The 22,678-nt window shown below is 71.2% G+C and carries 24 protein-coding genes; 11 read left to right on the top strand and 13 right to left on the bottom strand.

The window, feature by feature from the left end; translation table 11 throughout:
- Positions 1-31: 31 nt before the first annotated feature.
- The 3 genes from HNR30_RS35260 to HNR30_RS35250 are packed head-to-tail and all read left to right on the top strand — an operon-like array spanning position 32 to position 2,789.
- Positions 32-1,276 carry a DNA recombination protein RmuC gene (locus HNR30_RS35260; RefSeq protein ID WP_312894886.1) on the top strand — a complete coding sequence of 415 codons (1,245 nt, stop codon included), beginning with the start codon at positions 32-34 and terminating at the stop codon, positions 1,274-1,276.
- 12 nt (positions 1,277-1,288) lie between these two features.
- The gene (locus HNR30_RS35255; protein WP_181614422.1) at positions 1,289-1,813 is read left to right on the top strand and encodes a DUF6542 domain-containing protein; all 525 of its coding nucleotides are present in this window, start codon (positions 1,289-1,291) and stop codon (positions 1,811-1,813) included.
- A 52-nt stretch (positions 1,814-1,865) separates the two neighbouring features.
- The gene (locus HNR30_RS35250) at positions 1,866-2,789 is read left to right on the top strand and encodes a hypothetical protein (protein ID WP_181614421.1); all 924 of its coding nucleotides are present in this window, start codon (positions 1,866-1,868) and stop codon (positions 2,787-2,789) included.
- Between the two features lie 25 nt (positions 2,790-2,814).
- Here the strand turns inward: HNR30_RS35250 and HNR30_RS35245 are convergent, their stop codons facing one another.
- Positions 2,815-3,783, bottom strand: coding sequence for a 4-hydroxy-3-methylbut-2-enyl diphosphate reductase (locus tag HNR30_RS35245; protein WP_181614420.1), 969 nt, complete (start codon positions 3,781-3,783; stop codon positions 2,815-2,817).
- Positions 3,784-3,898: 115 nt separating this feature from the next.
- Between HNR30_RS35245 and HNR30_RS49625 the strand changes: the two genes are divergently transcribed.
- The 3 genes from HNR30_RS49625 to HNR30_RS35230 all read left to right on the top strand — a co-directional run bounded on the left by HNR30_RS49625 (position 3,899) and on the right by HNR30_RS35230 (position 7,172).
- Complete coding sequence (locus HNR30_RS49625) at positions 3,899-5,512, top strand: hypothetical protein (protein WP_281389896.1); 1,614 nt, start codon at positions 3,899-3,901, stop codon at positions 5,510-5,512.
- Between the two features lie 100 nt (positions 5,513-5,612).
- The gene (gene xseA / locus HNR30_RS35235) at positions 5,613-6,860 is read left to right on the top strand and encodes an exodeoxyribonuclease VII large subunit (RefSeq protein WP_220134395.1); all 1,248 of its coding nucleotides are present in this window, start codon (positions 5,613-5,615) and stop codon (positions 6,858-6,860) included.
- Positions 6,861-6,941: 81 nt separating this feature from the next.
- The gene (locus tag HNR30_RS35230; protein WP_181614418.1) at positions 6,942-7,172 is read left to right on the top strand and encodes an exodeoxyribonuclease VII small subunit; all 231 of its coding nucleotides are present in this window, start codon (positions 6,942-6,944) and stop codon (positions 7,170-7,172) included.
- 515 nt (positions 7,173-7,687) lie between these two features.
- Here the strand turns inward: HNR30_RS35230 and HNR30_RS35225 are convergent.
- A complete protein-coding gene (locus HNR30_RS35225; RefSeq protein ID WP_181614417.1) occupies positions 7,688-8,092 on the bottom strand; it encodes a nitroreductase family deazaflavin-dependent oxidoreductase in 405 nt (134 codons plus the stop codon).
- Between the two features lie 88 nt (positions 8,093-8,180).
- Here HNR30_RS35225 and HNR30_RS35220 point away from each other — a divergent pair, with 88 nt between their 5' ends.
- Positions 8,181-8,753: a TetR/AcrR family transcriptional regulator gene (locus HNR30_RS35220; protein ID WP_312894848.1), complete on the top strand. Its 573-nt coding sequence runs from the start codon at positions 8,181-8,183 to the stop codon at positions 8,751-8,753.
- A gap of 18 nt (positions 8,754-8,771) precedes the next feature.
- Here the strand turns inward: HNR30_RS35220 and HNR30_RS35215 are convergent, their stop codons facing one another.
- A complete protein-coding gene (locus HNR30_RS35215) occupies positions 8,772-9,311 on the bottom strand; it encodes a DUF4245 domain-containing protein (protein WP_181614415.1) in 540 nt (179 codons plus the stop codon).
- Positions 9,312-9,322: 11 nt separating this feature from the next.
- Positions 9,323-9,919, bottom strand: coding sequence for a TetR/AcrR family transcriptional regulator (locus HNR30_RS35210; RefSeq protein ID WP_181614414.1), 597 nt, complete (start codon positions 9,917-9,919; stop codon positions 9,323-9,325).
- 137 nt (positions 9,920-10,056) lie between these two features.
- Here HNR30_RS35210 and glpX point away from each other — a divergent pair, with 137 nt between their 5' ends.
- Entirely contained in the window at positions 10,057-11,091 is a 1,035-nt protein-coding gene (glpX, locus tag HNR30_RS35205; protein WP_181614413.1) for a class II fructose-bisphosphatase, read from the top strand.
- An 84-nt stretch (positions 11,092-11,175) separates the two neighbouring features.
- Here the strand turns inward: glpX and HNR30_RS35200 are convergent, their stop codons facing one another.
- Both HNR30_RS35200 and HNR30_RS35195 read right to left on the bottom strand, forming a co-directional pair.
- Positions 11,176-11,811 (bottom strand): DUF1707 SHOCT-like domain-containing protein, encoded by a 636-nt coding sequence (locus HNR30_RS35200; protein ID WP_181614412.1) that lies wholly within the window; start codon positions 11,809-11,811, stop codon positions 11,176-11,178.
- Positions 11,812-11,877: 66 nt separating this feature from the next.
- Positions 11,878-12,537 carry a slipin family protein gene (locus HNR30_RS35195; protein WP_181614411.1) on the bottom strand — a complete coding sequence of 220 codons (660 nt, stop codon included), beginning with the start codon at positions 12,535-12,537 and terminating at the stop codon, positions 11,878-11,880.
- 335 nt (positions 12,538-12,872) lie between these two features.
- Here HNR30_RS35195 and HNR30_RS35190 point away from each other — a divergent pair, with 335 nt between their 5' ends.
- Complete coding sequence (locus tag HNR30_RS35190) at positions 12,873-13,499, top strand: DUF998 domain-containing protein (protein WP_220134323.1); 627 nt, start codon at positions 12,873-12,875, stop codon at positions 13,497-13,499.
- Here HNR30_RS35190 and HNR30_RS50415 read toward each other — a convergent pair.
- Complete coding sequence (locus tag HNR30_RS50415; protein ID WP_181614409.1) at positions 13,463-14,044, bottom strand: TetR/AcrR family transcriptional regulator; 582 nt, start codon at positions 14,042-14,044, stop codon at positions 13,463-13,465. The genes HNR30_RS35190 and HNR30_RS50415 overlap by 37 nt on opposite strands.
- Positions 14,045-14,111: 67 nt before the next feature.
- On the opposite strand from HNR30_RS50415, the gene HNR30_RS35180 reads away from it, so the two are divergent.
- Positions 14,112-14,756 carry a phosphatase PAP2 family protein gene (locus HNR30_RS35180; protein WP_181614408.1) on the top strand — a complete coding sequence of 215 codons (645 nt, stop codon included), beginning with the start codon at positions 14,112-14,114 and terminating at the stop codon, positions 14,754-14,756.
- A gap of 3 nt (positions 14,757-14,759) precedes the next feature.
- Positions 14,760-15,932, top strand: a complete 1,173-nt coding sequence (locus tag HNR30_RS35175) for an MFS transporter (RefSeq protein WP_181614407.1) — start codon at positions 14,760-14,762, stop codon at positions 15,930-15,932.
- On the opposite strand, the gene HNR30_RS35170 is transcribed toward HNR30_RS35175, so the two are convergent.
- The 6 genes from HNR30_RS35170 to HNR30_RS35145 are packed head-to-tail and all read right to left on the bottom strand — an operon-like array spanning position 15,862 to position 22,653.
- On the bottom strand, positions 15,862-18,546 hold the full coding sequence (locus HNR30_RS35170) for an ATP-binding protein (protein ID WP_181614406.1): 2,685 nt from the start codon (positions 18,544-18,546) through the stop codon (positions 15,862-15,864). The two genes, HNR30_RS35175 and HNR30_RS35170, sit on opposite strands and share 71 nt — an antisense overlap.
- Positions 18,489-19,136, bottom strand: a complete 648-nt coding sequence (locus tag HNR30_RS35165) for a hypothetical protein (RefSeq protein ID WP_181614405.1) — start codon at positions 19,134-19,136, stop codon at positions 18,489-18,491. The genes HNR30_RS35170 and HNR30_RS35165 overlap by 58 nt, the downstream gene beginning before the upstream one ends.
- Before the next feature lie 48 nt (positions 19,137-19,184).
- On the bottom strand, positions 19,185-20,048 hold the full coding sequence (locus HNR30_RS35160) for a Cgl0159 family (beta/alpha)8-fold protein (protein ID WP_181614404.1): 864 nt from the start codon (positions 20,046-20,048) through the stop codon (positions 19,185-19,187).
- Complete coding sequence (gene iolC / locus HNR30_RS35155; RefSeq protein ID WP_312894846.1) at positions 20,041-20,976, bottom strand: 5-dehydro-2-deoxygluconokinase; 936 nt, start codon at positions 20,974-20,976, stop codon at positions 20,041-20,043. Before iolC ends, HNR30_RS35160 begins: the two co-directional genes overlap by 8 nt.
- Complete coding sequence (locus HNR30_RS35150; RefSeq protein ID WP_181614403.1) at positions 20,969-21,769, bottom strand: TIM barrel protein; 801 nt, start codon at positions 21,767-21,769, stop codon at positions 20,969-20,971. Before HNR30_RS35150 ends, iolC begins: the two co-directional genes overlap by 8 nt.
- Positions 21,766-22,653, bottom strand: coding sequence for a Gfo/Idh/MocA family protein (locus tag HNR30_RS35145; RefSeq protein WP_181614402.1), 888 nt, complete (start codon positions 22,651-22,653; stop codon positions 21,766-21,768). Before HNR30_RS35145 ends, HNR30_RS35150 begins: the two co-directional genes overlap by 4 nt.
- Positions 22,654-22,678 lie beyond the last annotated feature (25 nt).

The following is a 22,678-nucleotide window of genomic DNA, read 5'->3' as shown; positions in this document are numbered from 1 at the left end:
CGAAAAGACCCACGCGGGGACGGGTGTCATCATCGATCAGGTGGATGTCGTCTCGATTCTGCTCGGCCTGGCTGTCGGTCTCGCCATCGGTTTCCTGATCGCGCGGACCCGCTCGGCCGTACGGATCGCCGAGGCCGACGCCAGGGCCAAGGCCGCCGCCGACAAGCTCGTCTACGTCGAGGAGCAGCTGACCGAGCGCTTCCAGGCGCTGTCCACTCGCGCGCTCGACGTCAACAACATCCGCTTCCTGGAGCTGGCCGAGACCCGCCTGGCCGCCAGCCGCGCCGAGGCCTCCGGCGAGCTGGAGCAGCGCAAGCAGGCGGTGGAGCACCTGGTCCAGCCGCTGCGCGAGGCGCTGGCCCGGGTCGAGACCCAGCTGCGCGAGGCGGAGGCGGGCCAGCGCGCCGCCAAGACGGAGCTCCAGCTCGTACGACAGAGCAACGAGCAGCTGCGCTCGCAGACGAGCGCCCTGGTGCGCGCCCTGCAGCGTCCCGAGGCCCGCGGGCGCTGGGGCGAGCTGCAGCTGCGCCGCGTCGCCGAGATCGCCGGCATGCAGCGCTACTGCGACTTCGACGAGCAGGTCACCGAGGGCGCGCAGCGTCCCGACATGGTCGTACGGCTCGCCGGCGGCAAGAACATCGTCGTCGACTCCAAGGTCTCGCTGGCCGCCTACCTGGAGGCCGCCTCCTCCGACGAGGACCTCCAGGCCGGCGCCCGCCTCGACGCCCACGCCAAGCACCTGCGCCAGCACGTCGACCAGCTCTCGTCCAAGGCCTACTGGCAGGCGTTCAGCCCGACACCCGAGTTCGTCGTGCTGTTCATCCCCGGCGAGGCCTTCCTGGCCCCGGCTCTGGAGCGCGACCCGGCGCTGCTGGAGTACGCGATGAACCGCCGCGTGCACATCGCCACCCCCACCACCCTGATCACGATGCTCCGCACCGCCCACTACGCCTGGCAGCAGGCCGCGCTCAGCGAGAACGCCAAGGCGGTCTTCGACCTCGGCAAGGAGCTGTACGAGCGGCTGTCGTCCATGGGGCGCAACGTCGACTCCCTCGGCAAGGCGCTCACCCGCGCCGTCGAGGCCTACAACAAGACGGTCGGATCGCTCGAAACCCGCGTCCTGGTCACAGCACGCAAACTCAACGATCTGGGTGTGGTCGAGGGCGAGCTGGACGAGCCCGAGATGCTCGACGACCTGCCCCGGCCCCTCGCCTCCCCCGAACTGCTGGAAACAACGTCTCTCGTCTCGCACACGAACGGTAAGTTGGGCAGGTAAGGGGGTGGGCCGGTGAGTGAGTACGGCAGGCGGTCGGCGATCAGGCTGACCGCCCGCGGCGCCATCGCGCTCGCCCTGTTGTCGACATTGCTGGGATACGCCCTGGCTTCGGCGCTCGACGTGCCCCTCCTGGTCGGCGCGGTGTTCGTCCTGGGCGCCCTGCTCGCGACCCTGCTCGTCAACCCGCGCGAGCTGCTTACACTCGTGGTCACCCCGCCGCTGATCTTCTTCTGCGCCACCCTGGCCGTGGAGATCGCGCGGGCCCTGGGCGCGCCGTCGTTCGTGCAGTCGCTGGGCTTCGGCCTCTACACCTCGCTGTCGGCCGGGGCGCCGTGGCTGTTCGCCGGATCCGCGCTGGTGCTGGCCGTCGCGTGGAAGCGCGGCCTGCCCGCCAACGTGCGCGAGCTACGCGAAGACCTGCGCACCACCGCCGACGTCCCCAAGCCGCGCAGGGGCGGCGCAGAGCCCGCCTTTGCCCCCGAGCCCGAGGGCTACTTCGAGCCCCGCGTCTACGGATCCCCTCGCCGCGAGGAGTGACCTGATCTATCGTCTGCATCGGGGGCCATGGCAGGCGACGGGGTGATGCGTCATGGAAGTGACGCCATTCAAGGGGGCAGACGGCGCGGCGGCACCACCGAGCACGGTGATGTCGTGGGATGACGGCAAATTGACGATCAACGTGCTGGGCGAGGACCTACGCCTGCGCCCGGACACTCTCGCGTACTACCACCACGAGCACGCGGGCGGCGACCTGTACGGCCTGGCCCTCCTGGACCACGACGGCCTGGTCCTGCTCGACCTGCCAGGCGAATGGCTCCAGGGCGAACTGAGAGACTTCGCCGCCGACGCCGGGCTCTGCTTCACGGTCATGCGCGAGATGGACGTGCCCGTACGGCTCGCGCGGCGCGCACCCGGCTGGAGACGGCTGACCGGCGTGGCGCCGACGCCGCCGAGCCCCCTGCGCAGACGATTAGTCATCGCCGCCTCGATCGCCATGGCCGGCGCCATGATCTACACGATCTCGATCGGCGCCTGGCAGGTCTGGCGCTCGATCCTGTGGATCGGCAGGATCGCGCTCGAACTCCTGGACGCCAAACTGGCGGCCCTGCTCTTCAGCCCGCTGCTGCTCGTCTTCGGGCCGGTCAGAAGGCTCCTGGAGCCGTTGTTCGTGCGACACCACCGGCGCAAGGTCACGTCGGGAAGGGTGTTCGGCCCGCCGGGCGGGATCAACATCGTCGTCAAAGTGGGATGCGTCCAAGTCAGGCGAGGCGCCAACACCCTGCCGGCCGTCCACGACCAAGGGCTGCGCCTGGTGCGCTACACCTACGACGACCTGACCGGGCTGTTCATCGTCGACGACCACGAAGGCGTGCGGCAGCACCTGCCGGGCAACTGGCCACTGGCGGCACTCGACCACTTCGCCACGACGAACGGCTTCACGCTGGAGACCATGCGGCTGACACGCGGGGAGTACATCGAACTGGTCCGCTCCGCCACGGACGCGACCTTCTAGCCGTCGCGCCCGTGGCCAGAGACGATCAGCCCGCGCGCAGATCCTTGCGGAGCTCGTGCGGCAGGGCGAAACGCATGCTCTCCTTGACCGACTCGACCTCCTGCACGTCGCCGAAACCACGCGCGGCCAGGTGGGCCAGGACGTCGGAGACGAGGTCGTCGGGCACCGAGGCGCCGCTGGTGACGCCGACCGTGGTCACACCCTCCAGCCACGCGTCCTGGATCTCGGCGGCGTAGTCGACCAGGTAGGACGCGTCCGCGCCGTAATCCTTGGCCACCTCGACGAGACGCTTGGAGTTGGAGGAGTTCTGCGAGCCGACCACGATGACCAGCTGGCACTCGGCGGCGAGCTCCTTCACCGCGACCTGACGGTTCTGCGTGGCGTAGCAGATGTCGTCGCTCGGCGGGTCGAGGAGGGTGGGGAAGCGCTCCTTGAGCCTGTTGACGGTCTCGATGGTCTCGTCGACCGACAGGGTCGTCTGCGAGAGCCACACCAGCTTGGAGGGGTCCTTCACCGTGACACGGTCGACGGAGTCGAGGCCGTCGACGAGCTGGATGTGGTCGGGGGCCTCACCCGAGGTGCCCTCGACCTCCTCGTGGCCCTCGTGGCCGATGAGCAGGATGTCGTAGTCCTGGTTCGCGAAGCGCTTGGCCTCGTTGTGGACCTTGGTCACCAGCGGGCAGGTGGCGTCGATCGTGCGCAGCTGCCGCTGCGCGGCCTCCTGGTGGACGGCGGGCGAGACACCGTGGGCCGAGAACACCACGATCTCGCCCTCAGGGACCTCCTCGGTCTCCTCGACGAAGATGGCGCCCTTGGCTTCGAGGGTCTTGACCACGTGGACGTTGTGAACGATCTGCTTGCGAACGTAGATCGGCGCGCCGTACTGCTCCAGCGCCCGCTCCACCGCTTCGACGGCTCTGTCGACTCCCGCGCAGTAACCGCGAGGCTTGGCCACTAGGACGCGTCGGGTGGCAGTGGGGGTCTGAGGCTCCATGTTCCTATGCTACGTGGAGCGACCAAACCGCCAGTTCGCGATCGACACACAGCGTTTGCGAAACTGACTGTCCGATAGCACGTCCCCGCCCCGAAACATCTCAGGGAGTCGGCACATGTCCCTCAGCGAATTCATAAAGAACATCGGGAAAACGATCACCGACAAGGAGAAGATCAAGGAGATCCCGCTCGCCATCGTCCAGGGCACGCTCAGCGCCGCCGGCCAGGCACTGCTGCTCGTCGACCGGGTGAAGAACTCCATCACCGGAGGCTCCCGCCGCGAGGAGGAGGCCGAGGAGGCCGAGCTCACCGAGCGCACCGACGACAAGCCCGCGCGCCGCGAGCCGGTCATCTTCGCTCCCCGCCCCTCGGCGGCGGAGGACGCCAACGGGGCGGGCAAGCCCGAGCCGGTCATCTTCGCCCCGGCGAAGAAGCAGGACACGACGGCGGCCGCGCCCGAGTCGGAGACCAAGGCCACCGAGGGCAAGGCCACGGACACGCCCGCTGCCGGGAGCAAGGCCGCCGCAGCGTCGGAGCCCAAGGACGCGGAGACCTCCGAGACCTCCGAGGCCTCCGCCGTCGCCGCCGCCCTCGCCGCCGAGATCGCCGTCGTCGAAGCGGTCGCCGAGGCTGCGGCGGAGAGGTCCAAGGCCGCCGAGGCCGAAGAGGCGGCTGCGGCTGCGGCTGCCGAGCAGGCCGACAAGCCCGCCGCCACGAAGGCCAAGGCTGCTGAGGCACCCGCCGAGGACGCCCCCACGGCCAAGCCCGCCGCCGAGACGCCCGCCGCCGAGACGCCCGCCGCCGAGACGCCCGCCGCCGAGACGCCCGCCGCCGAGCCGTCCGCCGCCGAGCCGTCCGCCGCCGACGCGCCTGCCGCCGCACCGAGCGCAGCAGAGCAGACCGCTGAGGCGGCCAGCGCAGCGGAGCCGGCTGCCGAGGCCGCTCCCGCGAAGCCGAAGGCGAAGGCCCCGGCCAAGCCCCGAGCCGCCGCCAAGCCGAGGGCCACGGCCAAGCCGAAGGCCACCGCCGACGCCGCCAGCACCGACGCCAGCACCGACGTCAGCACCGACGTCAGCGCTGCGCCCGAAGCCAGCGCTGCGTCCGACGTTGCCGCTGCCCCCGAGGCGGCGGAGGCCAAGCCCGCCAAGGCTCGGGCCACCAGGCGCGTCACCAAGGCCACCACCGAAGCGGCCACCGAAACCGCCACCGAAGCGACCACCGAGACCGGCGCCGCCGCCGCCACCAAGCCCGCCGCCACCAAGCCCGCCGCCACCAAGCCCGCCGCCACCAAGCCCGCCGCCGCCAAGCCCGCCGCCGCCAAGCCCGCCGCCGCCAAGCCCGCCGCCGCCAAGCCCGCCGCCGCCAAGCCGGCCGCCGCCAAGCCGCGCACGCGCAAGGCCGCCGCGAAGGCGACGACCCCTGCGGAGGCCCCTGCAGACGCCACCGCAGACGCCACCGCAGACGCCACCGCAGCGGCCACTACCGAGGCCCCCGCCCCGGCACACACCGAAGCGTCCGGTGCCAAGCTGGCCGATGCCGTGGCCGCCACGACCGGTGAGCCGATGCCCGGCTACGCCGAGCTGACGGTCGCCTCCCTGCGCGCCAGGATGCGCGGCAAGACCGCCATCCAGGTCCAGGAGCTCATCACCTACGAGCAGGCCACCACCGCCCGCCCCGAGGTGATCCGGATGTACGAGAACCGCCTGGCGAAGCTGGAGGCCGGAGAATAGTCGGTCGCACACCGTAGTCTTCCGCCATGGCGAACAAGGACCGCGCGTGAGCGGGAAGACCTCTCCGGAGTCCCCGCTCCCCATCCGGACCGTCCTGCAGATGGTCGCCGGGTGGATCGGCAAGCTGGGCACGATCTGGGTCGAAGGCCAGATCACCGAGCTCACCGCGCGTGGCGGCACGGTGTTCCTGACCCTGCGCGACCCGGTGGCCAACGTCTCGGCCCGGGTGACGGCGCCGCGCGGGGTCTACGAGGCGACGGTGCCGCGACCGGCCGACGGCGCCCGCGTCGTGGTTCACGTCAAGCCCGACTTCTGGGTCAACCGTGGCTCTTTCGCCTTCACCGCGCTGGAGATCCGCCCGGTCGGTGTGGGTGAGCTGCTGGCGAGGCTGGAGCGGTTGCGGCAGTTGCTGGCCGCCGAGGGCCTGTTCGGCGCGGAGCGCAAGCGGCGGCTGCCGTTCCTTCCTGGCACGGTGGGCCTGATCTGCGGCCGTGACTCGGCGGCGGAGCGCGACGTCCTGGAGAACTCCAGGCGCCGCTGGCCGGCCGTGCGATTCAAGGTGGAGCAGGTCGCGGTCCAGGGTCCGTACGCCGTGCCGGAGGTCACCGAGGCGCTGCAGCGGCTCGACGCCGACAAGGAGGTCGACGTCATCATCGTCGCCCGCGGCGGAGGTTCACTCGAGGATCTGCTGCCGTTCTCCGACGAGTCGCTGGTGCGGGCGGTGTCCGCGTGCCGTACTCCTGTGGTGAGCGCGATCGGCCACGAGCAGGACACTCCCCTGCTCGACCTGGTCGCCGACCTGCGGGCCTCGACGCCGACCGACGCCGCCAAGAAGGTGGTGCCCGACGTCGGCGAGCAGCTGACGCTGATCAGGCAGCTGCGTGACCGCGGACGCCGTGTGGTGGGCGGCTGGCTCGACCGCGAGCGTTCGTGGCTGGCGTCCGTGCGTTCGCGCCCGGCGCTGGCCGATCCGGTGCGTGAGATCGAGCGCCGTGCCGAGCAGGTGGAGGCGCTGCGCGACCGCACGCGCCGGGCTCTGGGCGGCTCGCTCGACCGGGCGGAAGATTCGCTCACCCACCTGCGTGCCCGCCTGGTCACCCTGTCGCCGGCGGCCACCCTGGAGCGGGGCTATGCGATCGTGCAGCTCCCTTCCGGCGAGGTCGTACGACAGGCGAAGGGCATCGGCGCGGGCGAGGTGCTGACGATCAGGCTCACCGACGACCGGTTGACGGTCCGCACGGAGCCGGAGCAGGGCGCCGACCCGGCCCCTGCCGCGAAGCCCGCTCGTGCTCGTAAGCCGCGTAAGAAACCCGAGGATGCCGTGCCCGACGCGCTGCCGATGGAGTGAGAGCGGGGGCAAAGGGGGCATCCCGGCCGGGCTCGGCGGGCCAGGGCCCGGTTGTCGGTCGCTGACCCTAAGGTGGTGCGCGTGGCAGACGAGAAGACACCCTCATACGAGCAGGCCCGCGAGGAGCTGACCGACGTGGTGCGCCGGTTGGAGGCCGGCGGGCTCACCCTGGAGCAGTCGATCGAGCTGTGGGAGCGCGGCGAGAAGCTGGCCGCGGTGTGCGAGGAATGGCTGCAGGGTGCGCGGGTGAAGCTGGCGGCGGCCATGGCGCGCAAGGCCGAGCCGAGCAACGAGCCAGGCGCCCCGTTCTAGACCCGGGCCCGCATCTCGCGCCGACTCACGGGCCAGGCACCGCGTCGGCACCGCCCCCGTGCGGCTCAGCCTGAGGGTTGCGGAGTCGCCCCTGTCTTCCGGCGGCGAAACGGGCGGCGGCGCAGCGGGCGGCGGTCTCGGCAGGTGGTCCCAGGGAACACCCTGAGCCGCCGCTGTGGGCGCCCCCTCGACGCGCCATCCCGCGCGCCCGTCGGTGTCACTCGCCGGCCGTACGTCCGCCGGGGCCCTCGTTCCGGGCGCCCGCTCGGCCTGCGACTCGGGCGCTCAACGAGCCGCCGCCACTCCGGTCCCGCTCGGCCCGCCGCCCCGCGCGCCCGTCGGCGTCGCTCGCCAGCCGTGCGTCCGGCAAGCCCCCGGACTCTCGGCCCGCCGTACGCCCGGCGAGACACCTGCCTCTCGCCCGTCGCACGTCCGGCGAGACACCCGCCTCCCGCCTGCCGCACGTCCGGCGAGGCGCCCGCCTCTCGTCTGCCGGACGGCGCGGCGTGGTGCGGCTAGGAGCGGTGGAGGGCCAGGACCGGGATGCGGCGGCTGGTGCGCGCCTCGTACTCCGCGAACCCCGGCGCGACCGCGACCATGCGGGCGTACAGCTCGTCGCGCTCGGGGCCGGAGATCTCCTCCGCCTTGGCCGCGAACGTCTCCGTCCCCATCTCGACCGTGGCCTCCGGGTGTGCGCTCAGGTTGTGGTACCAGGCCGGGTGGTGGTCGGCCCCGGCGTTGGAGGCGATGATCACGATCCGATCCCCGTCCGGCAGGTACATCACCGGCGAGGTCACCTGCCTGCCGCTCTTGGCGCCCGTGGTGGTGAGGAGGATGAGGTTCGAGCCCTCGAACATGCCTCCCACCTTGCCCTCGTTGGCGCGGAACTCCTCGATGACCTTGGCGTTGAAGTCGCTCATCACACGCTCCCATAAGCGGAAAAGTCTCCGGATCGAGCACCACGATAACCGGAGGGGTCTCCGTTTACAAAGCGCTATGCTCCAGGTCGTGAGCGCGCGTCGCGAGTTGCCGATCCTCGGGCAGGCACAGCCCGAGCGGTCCGACGCGGCACGCAACCGGCAGAAGATCATCGAAGCGACCACCCGGCTGATCGCCGAGCACGGCACGGAACAACTCTCGCTCGACGAGGTGGCCCGCGCCGCCGGCGTCGGTGTCGGCACCGTCTACCGCCGTTTCGGTGACCGCTCGGGGCTGCTGCTCGCGCTCATCGACGAGCACGAGCGCCGCTTCCAGGAGGCCTTCCTGTCAGGCCCCCCGCCCCTCGGGCCGGGCGCCGCCGACCGCGACCGCCTGCGGGCCTTCCTGCACGCTCTGGTGGATCGCATCCGGGGCCAGGAGGGGCTGTTCCTGATGCTGGAGAAGGGTGTGCGGTACAGCGGGCCGTACCAGGTCCATCACACGCACGTGGCGACGCTCGTGGCGGGAGTGCGGCCGGGGTGCGACGCGCATTTCCTGGCCGACGGGCTGCTGGCTCCGCTGAACGCCAACCTCATCTGCCGTCGCGGGTATTCGATCGAGCGCATCAAGAGCGGGATCGATCAGCTGGTCGATCTGCTCTAGCGGCAGGGGCGGGTGTGGTCAGGCGGTCGGCTTGGGGCGTGGCTGCAGTAGTGCGGCGAGTTGCCCCAGTTCGGCCCAGTCGGCCGTGCCCGTCACCACCAGCGTCACGTCCGGCAGCGCCCGCACGAGCGTCCGCTGCTTCTTGTCCTCCCGGTACCGCTGCTCCCAGGTCACTCCGCCCACCTGCTGGGTGCCGACGACCTGGTTGGAGTTGGCCATGCGGTTGGCGAACTCCGCCGGCGGCTGCTCGTTGCTCTGGATGAACACGGCGTGCTCGCGCGCCTTCGTGGCGTACCCGAGGTGCAGGACCTTGGCCCCGCCCTCGCCGTTGGCGATCTTGTTACTGTTCGGGATCCAGCCGGCCGGGTCCGAGGTGGGGGCCCAGATCTGGTACGGCACGGCGCGGTTGAAGTTGGCGACGGTGATCGTGTAGTCGCGCCTGGGGATGCGCTCGTCGCGGCTCTGCGGAGCGAAGAAGATCAGGAAGACGCCCACACACGCGAGCACCACGAACACGGCCACCACGTAGCCGTAGAAACCCTCAGTGAACCGTCGCACGTCATGCGAGGCTACCCGCTCTGGGTACCGCCCGTCGCAGCGACCGGTCGGATCTGCCCGATGATGGCCAGGGCGTCTTCGGCGAGTTGCCGGTCGCCGGTGCGCACGACCTCGTTGACGGCGGCCGCGAGGGCGCCGGTGATGACGACGACGAGCGCGCCCTCGTCGCCTTCGAAGAGGGCGGCGTTGCGCTTGGCCCAGGTGCGCAGCCGGTCGCGCATGACGACTTCGAAGCCGGGCGGGCCGTCGCCGCTCAGGAACAGCGCGGCGAGTTCGCGTTCTTCGAGGCAGCCGTCGAGGTAGGCGCGGGCGGAGCTGATGAACACCCGCATGGGGTCGCTCTCGCCGCGCTCGCGGATGGCGCGGGCGGCCTGCTTGGTGCGGTGCGCCTGCCGCGACTGGAATTCCTCGAACAGCGTCTGGAACAGGTCGGCCTTGCCGGAGAAGTGGTGGTAGAGGCTGCCGACGCTGGCCTCCGCCCTGGCCACCACGTCGGTGACGCCCGCTTCCGCGAACCCCTTGGAGACGAAGACCTCGCGCGCCGCTACGAGCAGGGCTGTGCGGGTGGCCGCGCCCCGTGGTGTCGCCTGAATCGTCTCGCTGCTCATGGGATGCACATTATCCGCCGCTGACCGGGGAAAGGGGGACAACTACGATCGAGGCGGAGAGGAAGCCATTAATGGAGTCCTCTTCGCCGAGGACACCGAGACACCGAGGTCCGCGTCCAGAGGAAGGGCTCACCAACATGTCCGATCAGTCGTCTGTTCCCGCGCCGCTCGCCACTGGTGAGCACGCGCCTGATCGCAACCTCGCCATGGAGTTGGTCCGCGTCACCGAGGCGGCGGCGATGTCCGCGGCCCGCTGGGTGGGGCGTGGCGACAAGAACGGCGCGGACGGCGCCGCGGTGAACGCCATGCGGCAGCTGATCAACACCGTGTCGATGAACGGTGTGGTGGTGATCGGCGAGGGCGAGAAGGACCAGGCCCCGATGCTCTTCAACGGCGAGCAGGTCGGTGACGGCACCGGCGCCGAGTGCGACGTGGCCGTGGACCCGATTGACGGCACCAGGCTGACCGCCCTCGGCATGCCCGACGCGATCTCGGTCATCGCCGTCAGCGAGCGCGGGTCGATGTACGACCCGTCGGCCGTGTTCTACATGGAGAAGCTGGTCACCGGACCTGACGCGGCCGGCTCGGTCGACATCGACGCTCCCGTGGCCGACAACATCAAGGCGGTGGCACGTGCCAAGGGCTGTTCGTCGGCGGATGTGACCGTGGTCGTGCTGGACCGTCCGCGTCACGAGCAGATCGTGAAGGAGGTCCGCGAGACGGGGGCGCGGATCAAGTTCATCACCGACGGCGACGTCGCCGGCGCGATCATGGCGGCTCGTCAGGGCACCGGCATCGACCTGATGCTCGGCATCGGCGGCACGCCCGAGGGCATCATCGCCGCGTGCGCGCTCAAGTGCCTGGGCGGCGTGATCCAGGGCAAGTTGTGGCCGCGCGACGACGCGGAGCGCCGCCGGGCGCTCGACGCCGGGCACGACCTGGACCGGGTGCTGACCACCAACGACCTGGTCACCTCCGACGACGTGTTCTTCGCCGCGACGGGCATCACCCAGGGCGAGCTCATGCAGGGTGTGCGCTTCCGCAGCGGCGTGGCGGTCACGCACTCGCTGGTGATGCGCGGGCGCTCGGGAACGATCCGCAAGGTCGAGTCGGAGCACCAGCTGTGGAAGCTGCGCGCCTACAGCGCGATCAACTTCGACACGGCCGGCTGACGGGGCCGGAGGTTCAGGCAGGCGCGGCGTGCCTGCCTGCCTGCCTGCCTGCCTGCCAGACGGTACGGCAGGCGCCGCGAGTGTCTACTTGCGGCGCTTGCGCTTGGGCGGTTCCTTGACCTTCACCTCGCCCACGAAGTTGCTCGTCCGCACCTCGATGACGGGTGCTCCGGCCTCCGTGGGCTGCTTGGTGAGCTTGGCCGTACGGTCCTTGGCCACCCGGATGACCTCGACGTCCTCCGGCACGTGGATCTCCAGCCCGCCGAAGACCAGCGTGGCGTTGATGACGACGCGCCGGTTCTGCAGGATGGCGTCGCGGAAGTCGAGCGTGGTCGTGCCGAACATGGCGGTGACGCCCAGTTCGGCGGGCACCACCCACCGCCCGCCCCGCTGCTCCTTCTTGAAGATCGCGGAGACGGGCCGGTCGTCGAGTGTGAGCGGCTGCTGGTCGGCGGGCAGCAGGTCGCCGGTGAGCGTGGCCAGCTCCCCCAGGGTGCGTGCCGAGTAGAGCACCCCGAGCCGTTCCTCGAGCTCGTCGAGGGTGATCCTGCCGTCGGCGTGCGCGTCCTGGAGCACCTGGGCTATACGTTCGCGGTCGGCGTCGGATGCCCGCAACTCGTGTGAGGAGGGCAGGTCGCCCTTGCGCGGGTTGCGGGCAGAGGTCCATTCCTCGGCCAGCCGTTCGCCGACTTCGGTCAGCCGTGGGAGCCAGTCGTTCACATCTCGACGATAACCGCTCGGAGCCGGATTCTTCGCTATACGACCACCACGAAAGGTATGAACAGGTTAAGGAGCGACCTGACCGCGGGGGTCGAGCACGAGCGTCGCCTGACGGTCGGCGGCGACCAGCAGGGTGCGCAGGTGAAGCAGCGCCGGGTGCGACTCCAGGAGCTTGGCCGTGTTGGCCAGCGACCGCAGCGCCGCCGCCTCGGCCCGCGCCTCCTCCAGCGCCGCCTTGCCACGCTCGCGCGCCACGACGGCGTCCATGGCCGCCCGGCGCAGCTCGCCGGGAAGCATGAGGTCGCGCACCCGCAGTTCCTCGACGGTGATGCCGAGCGTGTCGACCTCGGACTGGACGAGTGACCGGTCGAGCTCCAGCTGCGAGCGGTCGGCCAGCGCGGCGTCGAGGGTGACGGCGGCCAGCCGGGTGCGCACGCAGTCCTGCACGGCCGCGTAGAGCAGCTGTGCGGGAGCCTCGGCGCCGGCGGTGAAGGCGACGGGATCGGTGATCTTCCAGCGGGCGCTGACGCTGATCCGCACGCTCACGCCGTCGGCGGTGAGCACCTCCTGGCCGGGTACGAGGAGCTGGCGCGGCCGCAGGTCGACGGTGACCAGGTGGGTGCGGCTCTCGCGGTAGCGGTGCCGTCCGGGCTCCATGACCCGCTGCAGCGTGCCGTCGACGTAGGCCAGCACGCGCTGCCATTCCATGACCGTGATCTTTGCCATTTCCCACCTCTCCGATGTCTGTGGAGGAGACCCCCGGGCGTCGCCGGCGCCCGGCGGCGGGGGCGTTCCCGAGGGAGCCCACAGGGCCGTGAGCGCCTGATGGCGATGTCCGGGGGCCTCCAGAAAAGGGAATCGAACCCTTGGGTATGGAACCCACCATGGAGTGAGCCGTCGATACGGGGAACACGGTCCGGCGATGCCGGTGTGCCCCTGTTGTGTTCGGTCTCTCCTCGACGGTAGCGAGGCGATGTTCACCGGGTCGATCGGTTTTCCGGAATCCCGGACCATGGCCGGCCGTTGAACCGGGTGTGCATCAAGCGGGACGTGCGGGACTGGTGGCGGTAGGGCTGGGCATCACGGTCGTGATCGGCCTGGATGTGGCGCGGCTCGATGAGCTGAATCCGCTGCGCCGTACCATCAGCGAGCACGGCCTGGGCCCGACGGGCTGGATCTTCGCGGTGGCGGTGGGCCTGCTGGCGGCGGGTTCCGTGGCGATCGGGGTGGGGCTGCTCAGGCGGAAGCTGGCGGGTGTGGCGGGAACCCTGGCGCTGATGGCCTGGAGCGTGGGCCTGTTCGTGGCGGCGACGTTCCCGAAGCACAACTGGGCGGTCGGGCCCAGCCTGAGCGGCACGATCCACAGGTGGGGCAGCATCGTGGCCTTCCTGGCGCTGCCCGTCGCCGCCCTGATCATCGCCAGGCCGTGGCGTCATCCGGAGTGGCGGCGCTCGGCGGCGGTCGCCTACGTGCTGGGCATCGGCTCGGTGCTGGTGATCGCGGGCATGGGCACGATGATGATGATCGGCTGGCAGAACGGCCTGGCCTGGTGGCAGGTCATGCCGCTGGGCCTGGTGGAGCGCACGCTGGCGGCGGTCGAGGTGGCCACGCTGATCGCCCTCGGGGTGTGGGCGTCGGCCAGGCAGCCCGCCTACGGCCGCAAGGCGGCGATCAGGTCGTCGACGTAGCCGCGGAAGACGGCCGCCATGTCGACCCGCTCGGGGTCGATGAGCCACTGGGTCTGCAGGCCGTCCATCATGGCGATCAGCCGGTCGGCGTGGGCCTCGGTGTCGATGTCGGCGCGGAACTCCCCCGCGGCGATGCCCTTGCGCAGGGCGTCGCCGACCCAGCCGCGCAGGCGGCGGTATCGTTCGCGGGCCCATTCGTGGCCGGGGTGGTCGCCGGTGACCGCCTCGCCGCTGATCACCGAGAAGAGCTGGACCAGGCCGGGCACCCTGGAGTTGTACTCCACGACCTCCACCATGCGCTTGAGCATCTCGGCGCCGCTGGCGACCTCGATGTCGAAGCGTTGGGTGTCGACCTCGTCGCGGTAGTCGAGCACCGCGACGAGCAGGAGTTCCTTGCTCTTGAAGTGGTGGAGCAGCCCCGCCTGCGACAGCTCGACCCGTTCGGCGATGCGTGCCAGGGAGGCCCCGCGATAGCCGTTCTCCGCGAACTCCTGCAGCGCGACGGCGAGGATGCGGTCGCGTCGCGCGTACCCCCTGCGACTCACGCAGGTCACCTTAACAGAATGGACACATACCTATCATTTGGTTGGTTATACGTATAAATTCCGGCGCATGAGACCGCGATGGATCCTCGCCTACGGCCTCGGCCTGGCCGCCGCCGGAGCCGCCCTCACCGTCCTGATGCTCGGGGGCCCGCCCCTCCAGGGGTTCGACGAGGCCTGGAACCAGGCCATGCTCGGCACCCGCAACGACGCCTTCACGGCCGTGTCGCACGTGCTCAACCTGGCCGGCGGGCCCGGCAGCCTCGTCATCATGCTGGCCCTGCTGGCCTGGTGGATCCCGACGGGACGGCGCTGGGGCGCACTGCTGCTGTTCGCCACCACGCTGGCCACCACGGTCGTCGCCCAGGGCGTCAAGCACCTGGTGCTGCGCGAGCGCCCCGCCGACCCGATGGTCACCGTCGACACCGGCTCCTTCCCCTCGGGACACGTGGTCACCACGGTCACCTTCTGCCTGGTCATCGTGGCGGTCCTGGTCTCCACGCGGCTCAGGGCGGGCCTGATCGCCACGGCGATCGTCACGGTGCTCATGATCTGGGACAGGACCTACGTGAGCGCGCACTGGTTCACCGACACCATCGGGAGCGTGCTCCTGGGCGGCGGCACCACGCTCCTCCTGTGGTGGGCCTTCGCCCCGCTCCTGGAAAAAGACAACCTCCGCCGTCTGGCGAAGAAGGAGACAAAAGTTCTAACCTGACTCATGCTCACGTTCAGGGATCGGCAGGCCCGTCGCGCCACCTTCGTGGTCTTCGCCGTCCAAGGTCTGTCGTTCGCCACCCTGCTGGTCCAGGTGGAGAACCTGCGTGCCAGGCACGGCCTGAGCGAGGGCGAGCTGACCCTCCTGCTCCTCGTCGTCCCGCTGCTGGCGGGCGCGGGCAGCGAGCTGGCGGGCAAGCTGGCGTCGAGGCTGAGCAGCAAGACGGTGCTGAGATTCGCCCAGCCGGCGGTCGCGCTCGGCGTGGTGGCCGCCGGATTCGCGACCAGCGTGCCGCTCCTGCTGCCCGCCCTGGTGCTGTTCGGCCTGGCGGTCGGCGCGGTCGACGCGGGCATGAACATGCAGGGCGTCGCGGTTGAGCGAAGGTATGCCAGGCCCGTGCTGAACGGCTTCCACTGCCTGTGGAGCGCGGCCAGCGTCGCCGGAGCCCTGTGGGCGTCGGGGGCGGCGGGGCTGCCCATGGGCGTGACGATGGCGATCCCCATGATCCTGGCCCTGGCGGGCTCGCTCTACGCGGGCCCGCAGCTGTGCACCGCCGACGAGGAGCGCGTGGTCGCCGCCGCACCCGCCGGACGGTTCCCCTGGAAACCGATCATCCCGCTCTGCATGGCCATGGCCTTCCTGTACGTCGGCGACGCGGCCATCTCCAACTTCAGCACCGTGTACATGAGCGACGTGCTGTCCGCCAACGCCGCGGTGATCCCCCTGGCCTACGCCGCCTACCAGGCCACGACCCTGCTCGTACGGCTCGGCGGCGACGTCGCGGTGCGCCGCTACGGCCCGGCGGCGATCGTGCGGATCGGCGGCGCGGTCGCGACGGCGGGCTTCGCCGGCATCGTGTTCGCCCCCACCCAGCCCCTGGCCATCGCCGCCTTCGCCCTGACCGGCGTGGGCCTGGCGGTCGTGGCGCCTCAGTCGTTCTCGGCGGCCGGCCGCCTGGACCCCGGTGGCACGGGTGTGGCGATCGCCCGGGTCAACCTCTTCAACTACGTGGGCTTCATCGTCGGCGCGGCGCTCGTGGGCGGGCTGGCGGACGCGGCGGGCATGCGGGCGGCGTTCGCCGCTCCCCTCGTGCTGGCCGCCGCGATCATCGTCCTCGCTCCCGGCTTTCAGCCCACCACTTCGCGATCTGGCCCCGCGTCTCCAAAGCCAGTTTGATCATGATGTTGCGCACGTGCGTCTCGATCGTGCGCTCCGACAGGAACAGCCGCTCGCCGATCTGCCGGTTGCGCATGCCCTCGGCGACCAGCTCGGCCACCTGCTCCTCGCGTGCCGACAACACCGGACCGTGGGGCCTGGCCACCTCGGCCAGGTCCGCCAGCACCTGCGGCAGCCCCAGCCGCGTGGCCAGCTCACCCGCCTTGGAGAACTGCTCGTCGGCGGTGCGCAGGTAGCCGTGGTCGCGCCCGGCCAGGACGGCCTTGCCGAGTTCCAGCCTGGCCATGGCCTCCCACACCGGTGACCGCATGCGCAAGCATCGCTCCACCGCCTGGAGCTGGTGATCACGGGCGGTCGCCGGCTCGCCCATCAGGCGCGCGAGGATGCCGAGGTAGTAGGAGATCGGCCCTTCCGAGCCGGTCGCCGCACCGGAGACGATCTCGCGGTCGGCGTACGGCAGCAGCCCGGCGTAGAGTCGTGGAGCGGGTTCGTGTTCGTCGAAGACGGCACAGAGCGCCGCCACCCCGGCGACCGCCGGCATCCACTCGGGTGCGTGCGGCGGGAAGGCGCCGATCAGCGGCAACGACTCGCGGAAGAACACCTCCGCCTCGTCTCGCCGCCCCGACGCGACCAGCTGCAGCGCCAGCCACGACCCCGCGCCCGGCGGCGCCTGCGCGATGAACTCGCGCACCGCCCGCTCCATCGCCTCGGCGTGCCTGCCGGTCAGCCTGGCCAGGCGCGAGGTGACCACCATGTGCACGAAGTCGGCGCCCTGGTGCTCTCCGCGCCGCCCGATGACCAGGGCCTCACCCGCCAGGGCCTCGGCGTCGTCGAACCGCCCCTCGATCTCGGCCAGGCAGGCCCTGACCATGGTCAGCCGCCAGGTCTCCAGCGGCTCCCGCATCGCCGCCGCGATCTCGACCAGGTGGTCGACCTCGATGTCGAGCTCATGGCGCAGGCCCAGCTCCCAGAAGGAGTCGAGCCTCCAGTGGTGCCCCCACGCCCGGTATTCGTCGCGGCCCGTGCTCCTGCCCAGCTCGACCGCGCGTGTCCCGTTGTCGAGCCGCTCCTGGACGTGACGCGGGTGTGTCAGCTCGACGCGCCGTGCCTGCATGGCCAGGAAGCGGGCGTCGGTGTCGCCGGAGGCCTCGGCCAGCGAGACCGCACGCTCGCTCAGCTCGGTGCCGCCGCCGCTGGTGAAGGCGTTGGAGGTGATCGCCTGCTGGGCCAGGACCTTCGCCTGCCGTACGGTCTCGTGGTCGGGCAGGACGGCCAGCACCTGCCGGCACAGAGCGTTGATCTCCGGGCAGAGCGGCTCGGCGGAGCTGTTGGACAGCCCGCGGATCACCGTCACGGCATCGGCCATGGACCCCACGTCGCCCAGGGCGCGGGCCAGGTCGGCGGCCTCGCGGCAGGAGCGCCAGGCTGCCGACACCGCGCCGGAGCGAAACTCGCAGCGGGCCAGCTCCAGCAGCGCCTCCAGCCGTTGCGGGCCCTCGGGCAGCAGACGCAGGGCCTGCCCGAGCTGGAAGGCGGCATGTTCGTAGGCCAGCCGGGCTCTGGCCTGCTCGGCGGCCTTGAGGGTGACCTGGAGCGCGTCAGGGGAGCCCGCCTGGCGCAGGTGGTGGGCGAGCGTGTCGACGCCGTCGGCGCCGTCGGCGGCCCTGCCGTGCAGCCTCCTGCGCTCGGCCAGGCCGAGCTCGGCGTAGGCGGCCTCGCAGGTGAGCGCGTGCGCGAAGCGGAAGCGGTGGATGCCAGACTCGCGGATCAGCTCGCGTCCCACGGCCTCGTCGAGCCGGTCGAGCAGCGTTTCCTCGCACTCCTCCACCAGCTCGGCCAGGCGGGCGAGGGTGAACTCCCTGCCCAGGACGGAGGCGGCCCGCACCAGCCGCCTGGTGGATTCGGAGGCGGCGTCGAGCCTGCGCCCGATGACCTGCCGCAGCTCGGTGGGGAGCTCTCCTGAGTCGCGTGACAGCCGCAGCAGCTCCAGGGCGAAGAAGGGGTTGCCCTCGCAACGTTCCACGACCGAGCGCACCAGCCGGCGGTCAAGGGTGCGTCCGAAGGCCAGCCGTTCGATCTCCGCCTGGCCCAGCCCGCCCAGCGTGAGCCGGTGGACGGAGCGTTCGCGCCCGATCGAGGCCAGGATCTCGCCGCCCGCTCCCCTGCGGAGCAGGCCCACCACGAGCATGCGATGCCCGTCGAGCCCGGCCGCCAGCACCTGGAGCAGCCGCAGCGAGGCCGGATCACCCCAGTGCAGGTCGTCGAGGACCACCAGCACCGGCTCGGCCCGCGTCAGCTCGCCGATGACCCGGTCGAACAACGCGAACCGGTTGTCGTCGGGCCCGGCCTCGGCCAGCACGCCCTGCCGGCCCCCGAGCGTCCTGAGGATCTGGATCCAGGGCCAGTACGGCGGGGCGCCCTCGCTCTCGGGGCACCCGCCCCACACCGTGGTCCAGCCCTCGGCCCGCGCCCTCCTGACCGCCTCGTCGGCCAGGGCGGTCTTGCCCATGCCCGGCTCGGCGTCGACCAGCAGGAGTGATCCCCGGTCGGCGGCCATCAGGCCTGCGATCCGCGCCAGCTCGCTTCCGCGTCCGACGAAGAGGTCCCTCGCCACTCCTGCAGTGTAGAACTCAACGCCAGGCCCAGCAGGACATACAGGACGCTCCACAGCGCGATCGGGAGCGGGAACAGCGCGGGCAGCAGCATGATCGCCGGCATCAGCAGGACGAACACGAAGACCCCGCAGGCCAGCGGCAGGAACCCGGCCGGGCCCTGCCAGCGGCCGGTGCGCAGGACGGCCACTCCCATGAGGATGTAACCGAGCCCGGTGGCCATCGCGGCGACGCCGATGGCCGTGTCGAGGAGCGCAGGGCCCGGATCGGCGTGGCTCGCGGTCGGGTAGAGGGCGTAGCCCACCTCGCAGAGCGCCATGAGCACCAGCCCTGCCTGGGCGAGCACGACGCCCACCCGCGACTTGCCCAGCACGCCCGCGCGGACCAGGCCGACGGCGCCGAACAGCAGGAGGAGGTGGGTAACCGCCCAGAGTCCCTCGGTGAGCTGGAACACCAGCGGCGTGTACGGGCTGCTGACCTGCTCCTCGGGCACCGCCGAGGGAACGAAGTAGGTGATGGTCGCTCCGACGACGGCGATGGCGGCGCCCAGCGCGCACCATCGCCCCGCCGCCTGCACTGATGTGGTCTCCATGTCTGGGACGGTAGGTTCGCGGGCCGTCCCTGACATCGGCGTGAACCCTTAGCCCGGTACTGAGAGCATCGACACCGCGGTGTCGACCGCGCCCGCCACATCGTCGTCGGCCGGGTAGAGCAGCGCGCGGCCCACCACCAGGCCGCGCACCCCCGGCAGCTTGAGCGCCCGCCGCCAGGCGGCGTAGGCCAGGTCGGGGGTGTCGCCGGGATCGCCGCCGAGCAGGAGGGTGGGCAGGGTGGTGGCCTGCATGACCCGCTCCATGTCCTCGACCACCGGGATCTTCAGCCACGTGCGCGCCGAGGTGCTGCCCAGCGCCTGGCTCACGTTGATCGCCTTGATGACGCCCTCGGGCGACAGGTCGTGGCCGGAGCGCGCCGACCAGAAGGGCTCGACCATGGCGACCCGGTCGTGCGCGGCCAGGTCGCTGACCGCTCGCGCGCAGGCCTGGAGGGTGGCGACCGTGCCCGGCTCGTCGACCGCGATGCGGCAGAGCATCTTGCCGCCGTCGAGCCTCATGCCGACGATCGTTTCGGTGTCGTAGGCGGTGAAGCGGTCGTCGAACTCGAAGATCGCGCCCTGCAGCCCGCCGCGGTTCATGGAGCCGATGACGAGCTTGTCGTGCAGGGCGCCGAGCAGCAGCAGGTCCTCGACGATGTCGGGGGTCGCGAGCAGCCCGTCGACGCCCGGCCTGGCCAGAGCCGTGGTGAGCCGGTCGAGCAGCTCGACCCTGCTGCCCATGGCCAGCGGCCGGCCGGCCACGCCTAGGGCGCCACGAGCCGGATGGTCGGCCGCGACGATCATCAGCTGGCGCCCGCCGTACAGCGGCCTCCTGCGCCGCGTGGCGGCGGCCTGGGCGATGCGCTCGGGATGCCTGGCCCTGATCTCCCGCAGCTCGGCGTAGTCAGCCAACGCGCAGCTTCCCTTCGATCTGCTCCAGCGTCGGCATGGCGGGCGCACAGGCCAGCTCGCCGGCGACGATGGCTCCCGCGGCGTTGGCGTAACGCAGCACACGCTCCAGCGGCCAGCCGGCCAGCAGCCCGTGGGCCAGCGCGCCGCCGAACGCGTCACCGGCCCCCAGCCCGTTGACCACCTCCACCGGGACCGGAGGCACCAGCACGCTCTCGTGCGCGGTCATGCCGAGCACCCCGTCGCCCCCCTGCTTGACGACCGCGATCTCCACACCCGCGTCGAGCAGGGCCCGCCCCGCCGCGTACGGCTCGCGCAGCCCGGTGGCGACCTCCACCTCGTCGATGTTCCCGACGGCCACGCTGACGTGCGGCAGGGCCTTGGCCACCTGCTCGCGCGCCTGCCCGGGCGAATCCCAGAACATCGGCCGGTAGTCGAGGTCGAGCACGGTGTGGCGCCTGCGGTCGCGGGCCTGCCAGGCGTGGAAGTGGGCGCTGCGCGACGGCTCCTGCGACAGGCCCGTCAGCGTGGACCAGAACAGGCCGGCCTCGCGGATAGCGGCGACGTCGAGCTCCTCGGGACGGATCACCAGGTCGGGGGCCTTCGGCAGGCGGTAGAAGTAGAGCGGGAAGTCGTCGGGCGGCCGGATCTCGCAGAAGGTGACCGGGGTGGGCAGCCCTTCCACCGGGGTGACGAAGCGGTCGTCGACCCCGTACTCCCGCAACGCGTCGTGCACGAACTCGCCGAACGGGTCGGCGCCGGTCCTGGTGATCACCGCCGAGCGGCGGCCCAGCCTGGCCGCGGCCACGGCCACGTTGGTGGGGCTGCCGCCGAGGTACTTGCCGAAGCTCGTCACCTCCCGCAGCGACACCCCGATCTGGAGCGGGTAGATGTCGACCCCGACCCGCCCCATCGTCAGGACCTCAGTCACGCCCGATCCCCTTCAGGTAGGCCAGGCTCTGCTTCACGTCGTCCATCGGGTCGTCGTCGGGGCCCGACAGCACCACGTCCTGCTCCATCACATACCACCCCGAGTAACCGTCCTTGTCGAGCGCTGCGACGATGCCCGCCACGTCGACGTCGCCGCGGCCCAGGGGCCGGTAGACGCCTTCGCGCACGGCGCGGGTGTAGCCGATCTCCGGCACCTTGGCGGCCAGCGCCGCGTCGACGTCCTTCAGATGCACGTGGGCGATCCGCGCAGGATCCCGGCGCACCACGGACAGCGGATCGGTGCCGCCGATGAGCAGGTGGCCGGTGTCGAGGCAGAGCGGGATCACGCTGTCGTCGAGGACCCGCTCCACCTCGTACCGGTTCTCGATCATGGTGCCGACGTGCGGGTGCAGCGTGACGAGACGGTCGAGGGCGGCGGCGCGGTCGAGGTTGCCCAGCAGGGTGCGCCAGCCGGTCTCGTCCAGGACCGGGCGGGTGTCGTAACCGTCGTGCCCGGTCGAGGCCGCCAGCACGACCACCTCGACGTCGGCGGCCAGGATCTCGGGGATCGGGTCGTGCTCGGGATCGTGCAGCACCACGGGGACGAACTGCGCGATGCCGCTCATGCCGTACCGGGTCAGGAACTCCTGGGTCAGGTACCCCGACGGCCCCAGTTCGGTGGCGGCGAGGCCCAGCTCCCGCATCTCGGCCAGGACCCTGGCCGGCGGCAGCTGGTGGCCCCAGCCCGGCACCTCGCACACGCCCCACGAGATGGGGGCACCGGCGATCTTCATAGCGAAATCTCCCGTCCTTCCCGGCGTGACTTCTCGGCCGCCTCGGCGATGCGCAGGGCGGCCAGCGCGTCCTCGATCGAGCAGGGGCTGGGCAGGCCGTCGCGCACGGCGCGCAGGAAGGCCGCCAGCTCGGCGCGGTAGGCGTCGGCGAACCTGGTCACGAAGTCGGGCGCCAGCGGCAGGCCCGCGCCGACGACCCTGGTGGCCTTCGTCCCTGCCAGTTCCATCCTCACGTCGTACCCCGCGCCGTTGTAGCGCGAGCCCTGGAGGGTGACGAGCGTGCCGTCGTCGAGGGTGAGCAGTGCGGCGCTGTTGTCGACGTCGCCCGCGGCGGCGAAGAAGCCGGCGCCGCGGTTGGCCCCCGTCGCGTAGACCGCGGCCACCTCGCGCCCGGTGACCCAGCGCAGGATGTCGAAGTCGTGGATGTGGCAGTCGCGGTAGATGCCGCCCGACATCGGGATGTAGTCGGCGGGCGGCGGGGCGGGGTCGCCGGTCACCTGGTGCACGCGGTGCAGCTCGCCGAGCTCGCCGCCCTGGAGGGCCTGGCGCGCGGCCTGGTACTCCGCGTCGAAGCGGCGCTGGAAGCCGATGTGCACCAGGGTGTCGCCGCGTGACTCCAGCACGCCGGCCGTCTCCTCCAGGGTGGGCGCCACCGGCTTCTCGCAGAAGGTCGGGATGCCGATCGCGCACGCCTTGAGCAGCAGCTCCGCATGGGTCGCCGTGGGGGTGGCGATGACCAGGGCGTCGGCCTCGAAGGGGTCGCCCGGCCTGCCGTACGGCGAGGTGCGGACCGGGTCGGAGACGATCAGCTCGTCGACCAGCCCGGCCAGCGTTTCCGCATGAAATGCCCCGATACGTCCTAAGCCCAGCAGACCCACGCGCATGGCTACTTTCTAGGCGAGACCTTTC

It is taken from the genome of Nonomuraea soli (assembly GCF_013761175.1).
GTDB lineage: Bacteria > Actinomycetota > Actinomycetes > Streptosporangiales > Streptosporangiaceae > Nonomuraea > Nonomuraea soli.
This window is presented reverse-complemented; position numbering and strand designations above follow the sequence as displayed.

Excerpts from the sequence above, each read along its gene's own strand:
- HNR30_RS35250 (WP_181614421.1), top strand. The coding sequence starts at position 1,866 with ATGGAAGTGACGCCATTCAAGGGGGCAGACGGCGCGGCGGCACCACCG.
- HNR30_RS35245 (WP_181614420.1), bottom strand. The coding sequence starts at position 3,783 with ATGGAGCCTCAGACCCCCACTGCCACCCGACGCGTCCTAGTGGCCAAG.
- HNR30_RS49625 (WP_281389896.1), top strand. The coding sequence starts at position 3,899 with ATGTCCCTCAGCGAATTCATAAAGAACATCGGGAAAACGATCACCGAC.
- xseA (WP_220134395.1), top strand. The coding sequence starts at position 5,613 with ATGGTCGCCGGGTGGATCGGCAAGCTGGGCACGATCTGGGTCGAAGGC.
- HNR30_RS35225 (WP_181614417.1), bottom strand. The coding sequence starts at position 8,092 with ATGAGCGACTTCAACGCCAAGGTCATCGAGGAGTTCCGCGCCAACGAG.
- HNR30_RS35210 (WP_181614414.1), bottom strand. The coding sequence starts at position 9,919 with ATGAGCAGCGAGACGATTCAGGCGACACCACGGGGCGCGGCCACCCGC.
- glpX (WP_181614413.1), top strand. The coding sequence starts at position 10,057 with ATGTCCGATCAGTCGTCTGTTCCCGCGCCGCTCGCCACTGGTGAGCAC.
- HNR30_RS35195 (WP_181614411.1), bottom strand. The coding sequence starts at position 12,537 with ATGGCAAAGATCACGGTCATGGAATGGCAGCGCGTGCTGGCCTACGTC.
- HNR30_RS35180 (WP_181614408.1), top strand. The coding sequence starts at position 14,112 with ATGAGACCGCGATGGATCCTCGCCTACGGCCTCGGCCTGGCCGCCGCC.
- HNR30_RS35175 (WP_181614407.1), top strand. The coding sequence starts at position 14,760 with ATGCTCACGTTCAGGGATCGGCAGGCCCGTCGCGCCACCTTCGTGGTC.
- HNR30_RS35165 (WP_181614405.1), bottom strand. The coding sequence starts at position 19,136 with ATGGAGACCACATCAGTGCAGGCGGCGGGGCGATGGTGCGCGCTGGGC.
- HNR30_RS35150 (WP_181614403.1), bottom strand. The coding sequence starts at position 21,769 with ATGAAGATCGCCGGTGCCCCCATCTCGTGGGGCGTGTGCGAGGTGCCG.
- HNR30_RS35145 (WP_181614402.1), bottom strand. The coding sequence starts at position 22,653 with ATGCGCGTGGGTCTGCTGGGCTTAGGACGTATCGGGGCATTTCATGCG.